Here is a 4,452-nt window from a genome sequence, read left to right on the forward strand (position 1 = left end):
TCTTATTTCGGTGTTTCCGGCGCCTGGCAGATCTCCCGGCACAAAGATGTAGAAGCCGTTCTAAGCGTTCACCAAACCTTTTCTTCCGAGTACATGCCCAAACAGGATGATAATATTTTTACCAGGAACCTTAACCTGGCGGATCCTCCAAGGCATAAACTGCTCCGCTCGCTGGCTACCAGGGCGTTTTCACCAGCTATTATTGCGCAATCGGAAAACTGGATAGCGCAGCAGTGCGAAGAGTTGCTGGCGCCATGGCTGGCAGACGGTGAAATTGATTTTGTAAACGACTTTGCATTATTGATCCCGCACCGGGTTATTTCAAAGATCCTGGGCGTGCCGGATCATGACCATGAACAGGTAAGGGTTTGGATTACCGCAGTAGCCGGTGATCCGAGGGAAATTGGTATGGAAATATTCGGGAGAAGCATGCAGGAGATGAGTGTGTTCTTCGGAGAGCTGATTAAAGAAAGAACAGCCCGCCCCCAGGCAGATCTCATCAGTCATCTCATTACCGCAGAAGCCGACGGGCAAAGGCTCGAACACCTGGATATCATTGCCATGTGCGTGGCTATTTTCCTGGGAGGTTACGAAACCACCAAAAGTTCACTCGCCAATGCCTTATTCGTATTTACAGAGTTCCCGGAAATACAGCAACACCTGGCCGCCAACCCGGGCGATATTCCCAAAGCCGTAACAGAGGCGCTACGGCTGCTGTCGCCGGTGCGCGGCTTCCCGAGGGTGGCTACCCGTGATGTGGAACTATCCGGGCAGCAAATAAAGAAAGGCGACCTGGTTAATACCTGGATCAGTACGGCCAACCGCGATCATGATGTATTTCCGGCTCCCGATGTTTTTGACCTCAACAGGCCCAACCTCACCCAGGTGATGAATTTTGGTCATGGTATTCATTATTGCCTGGGCGCTCCGTTGGCCCGTGTGGAAACACGTATAGCCTTTACCGTGCTTTTCAGCAAAGTGAAAAATATCCGGGTGAAGGATAAGTCGCAGCTGCAGCTGGATAAAAGCTCGCTGGTATACAGCCTGAAAGGGTTACCTGTTCTTTTTGATACCGTTAAGCCCTGACAAATTCAAAGTTATACCGCTTGGTTTCCGCTGAGCTCCAGTCGATATTACCGATCAGGATAGCGCTGAGTATCCGGATGTATTTCCGGAGATCAGCGTTATCAGGATCAACACCGGGGAGTTCATTGGCCAGGGTTACAAAGCGCTGAATATCTTTGTCGTGGATCATCACGGTTTCCCGGATAGCGCTTTGCAGATCCGTTTGCCGTTCTTCTTTTACGATGATCACCATGTTGTGCTTATCGCCGTGTTCCAGCTCTTTGGTGAGGGAAAACAGGTCGTTTGCCCAGCATACGGCGTTGCGGGCAAGTACCGTCAGTTCGTGTACAGTAGGGTGGTTCAACAGCTCCCGGCTGATATTCACCTCTTCAATAACGGAGATCATATCTGTGGAAATATGCGCTGCGCCAAGAAACTGCCGGGTATTATAAAATTCTGGTACGGTAGGGATCTTACCGGCAGCCACATTATCAAATTCCCATACAGCGGCCTGGAACATCATCTGCAGGCTTTCAATAAAATGTTGCTGCCATTCCGGGGTACTGATAGCCATGAGCCGTATCCATACATCGTGTAAAGCGGTGAATACGCCGGTGTCCGGTCCCGTATAGGTTTCAGGGTGATGCAGGATGGCATTGCATTTATCGATAAACTCCAGCAGGCTATTCCTTGTTTTAATCATATCAGCCCTGTCTACCTGGTTATCCATGGCATCGTCCATCACAAAAAGCAGGCAATTGATGTCGTTGGCCAGCCATAAATTTTTTTCGGATGCTTCCGGGTAGAAACGGGCGGTCATGTAAGCGAAGTTGTCCCCGAGGAATTTCTCAAAATCGGCGCCTTCATGTAGTTTGAACTGTCGGATCCAGTTGTTGGTATGTTGTTCTGTAGACGCAAGGTGGTTGTTGATTTTCGACTCAAAAGGGCAATAGAGGGCAGGGATGGTAATGGATTTCATAAAATTTTTTTCTGAGGATGATCACCGGATAAGATACAATAAAATTTATTTTTTAAGAAGACTAACAGGCATCACTATACGGGAATGCGCTTCGACAGGTACCGGCTGATTTGCTGGTAAAGCAGGTCTGCTTTTACCGGTTTAGGCACAAATCCGTTCGCTGTATACCTGGCTTTTTCAATAATTTCAGGACCCATTTCACCGGACACCAGGATAATAGGCGTGTATAAAAGTGTGATATCGTTGCGTATCATCTCTATAAATTCAAAACCTGTTTTATCCGGCAGGGAATAATCCAGCAGGATAAGATCCGGCAGGATCTCCCTGGCAGTTTCAAGGCCCTGCTGCGCTGTTTCTGCATGATAGCAATTACATCCTACCCGTTGCAGCTGCAGCTCTGTTAACCGCTTGTTGGCATAATCATCTTCTATCAGCAACACGTTTGCGCCGGAAAACTGTTCAAAGGTAAGTGCAGCGGGATTATCTTCCGAAGTGGCGGCATCGGCGGTTTCTTCCAGCGGAATATTGATGGTAAAGGTGCTTCCCCGCCCCGGCATACTGTTAATAGTGAGAGTGCCCTGGAGTTCTTCTATAAAAGTTTTTGCCATCGACAGCCCTAAGCCGGTACCCTCTCCTACCCGTGAGGTGGAAATGAAGGCATCAAAAATGTGTTCCTGGTTTTCGATAGAGATCCCTGGTCCCTCGTCTGCCACATCAATGATCAAACGGTTTTCAGAAACGGATGTGCTTACGCTGATCGTGGTGTTCCTGGGCGTATGCTTGATGGCATTGGATAACAGGTTGCTCACAGCACGGGTAAGCAGGGCTTTGTCCGACCGGATCCTACCGGGCACAGGTTGCCTGAAATCTGTTTGAATCCGCAATCCTTTCAGCACTGCTGCCCGCTTGTAGGAATCCACCAACAGGTTGAGCCAGTTGTACAGTGTGAAAACAGTATAGTTGGGCTTATCAAATTTGCCGGCTTCTATTTTCGACATATCCAGCACGTCGGTGGTCATATCTATCATGTTGCGGGAGGAAGAGTAGAGGATATGGATCAATTCTGAAGGCACGGAAATATTTTCGGGCTCTCCTTTTTCCTCGATCTGCCAAACCAGTTCCCGGAGAATGCCATGCAACGGGTTGATCTGGTTCCTGAAGTCGTGTGATATGCCGTTGAGATAAATTGTTTTATACTTGTTGGCTTTGGCCAGCATATCCGTCCTTTCTTCCACCCTGACTTCCAGTTCCCGGTTGTTTTTATTGATAGCCCTTTCATAAAAATACAGTACCGCACCATTCATGGCCAATACGGCGCCGGTGGCAAAAAGATAGATCAGCTTGCGGTTTACAACATTCAGCGGTAGCTGTGGCAGCAATTGATTCTGCCATACTATTTTCAGCAAAAAGGTCATGAGCAGCACCAGGATAATAGTGCCCCAGCGGTAAGGGGCAGATTTAATGATCAGGAAGGAGGCGCCGCAAAGGAATACCGCCAGTGCTTCTATGTTGATGGCATCGCCCAGGATAGCCCCGTAATACATGGCGCTGGCCGATTGTATAATGAACAGGATAAAGGTAGCCGCGTTGTGCCTGTGAAAATGATTTAAAACGGGGATAGCAAAATAAATGGCGGCCTGTAACAATCCCACTCCTGAAATCATCGGCTGCCGCGCAGTGATCCAGAGTGAAGCGGAAATAATAATACAGAGGGAAGTGATCACCAGGGCAAGGGTGTTAACAATAATGATGGTCCTTTTTTTGTTTAAAGGTGCTGTTTCGTCCACTCCGGCGTATCGTATGGCATTTATGAGGTTCAGTAAACGATTCATAACAGGAGGTTTAAAAATAGTTTTAGTATGGTTTTTTGAGCATTTGATACAGCATGGATAAAATTATTCTCAATGTCGGCATCGGGGCATAAGTAACAGTGTCTGATGATTGCAGGACGATCTATCTGAACTGACGTCTCTAATGGGTAAAACGCTTAACCGAAAGTACATATTATAAATCTATTTTGGAAACAACGGAATTATCATTCCTAAAGATAAACACCTATGTAGATGTGTAAACCTGCGCGTTTTCACAATCATGCGGCACGGTTAATTTAATGTTATTTTTGATATGTAAAACTGATAATGTATTAATGATGGATAATCACCGTAAATACGTTTATCCGGGCATGCTTTTTGCACTATTTATTGTCAGTTTCCATTTATTCAGATCCTTCGAAACCCTTCACCACAGAGAGAAAGCAGATCAAGTCCACCTCTACTCCATTTTAACAGGAGGAGCACAGCGGTCCCTATGTATCTGTATAGCATGTGCACGGCTATTCTTCGTTATCGACAAGCTATACATCAAACAATTAAAAATCAATATGATCTGCACATTTAATCAAATATTTA

At 46.7% G+C, this 4,452-nt stretch carries 3 protein-coding genes; 1 reads left to right on the forward strand and 2 read right to left on the reverse strand.

Annotation, left to right across the window (positions count from 1 at the left end; translation table 11 throughout):
- A partial coding sequence (locus tag VN105_RS19715; protein WP_325643376.1) for a cytochrome P450 occupies window positions 1–1,086 on the forward strand: 1,086 nt, incomplete at its 5' end.
- Here the strand turns inward: VN105_RS19715 and VN105_RS19720 are convergent.
- Together VN105_RS19720 and VN105_RS19725 are read right to left on the reverse strand one after the other, a co-directional pair.
- Window positions 1,076–2,044, reverse strand: a complete 969-nt coding sequence (locus tag VN105_RS19720) for a terpene synthase family protein (RefSeq protein ID WP_325643378.1) — start codon at window positions 2,042–2,044, stop codon at window positions 1,076–1,078. The two genes, VN105_RS19715 and VN105_RS19720, sit on opposite strands and share 11 nt — an antisense overlap.
- A 74-nt stretch (window positions 2,045–2,118) precedes the next feature.
- Entirely contained in the window at window positions 2,119–3,876 is a 1,758-nt protein-coding gene (locus VN105_RS19725; protein WP_325643380.1) for a hybrid sensor histidine kinase/response regulator, read from the reverse strand.
- Between the last annotated feature and the right edge of the window lie 576 nt (window positions 3,877–4,452).

The sequence above is a fragment of the Chitinophaga sp. genome (assembly GCF_035564935.1).
Taxonomy (GTDB): domain Bacteria; phylum Bacteroidota; class Bacteroidia; order Chitinophagales; family Chitinophagaceae; genus Chitinophaga.

Excerpts from the sequence above, each read along its gene's own strand:
- VN105_RS19720 (WP_325643378.1), bottom strand. The coding sequence starts at position 2,044 with ATGAAATCCATTACCATCCCTGCCCTCTATTGCCCTTTTGAGTCGAAA.
- VN105_RS19725 (WP_325643380.1), bottom strand. The coding sequence starts at position 3,876 with ATGAATCGTTTACTGAACCTCATAAATGCCATACGATACGCCGGAGTG.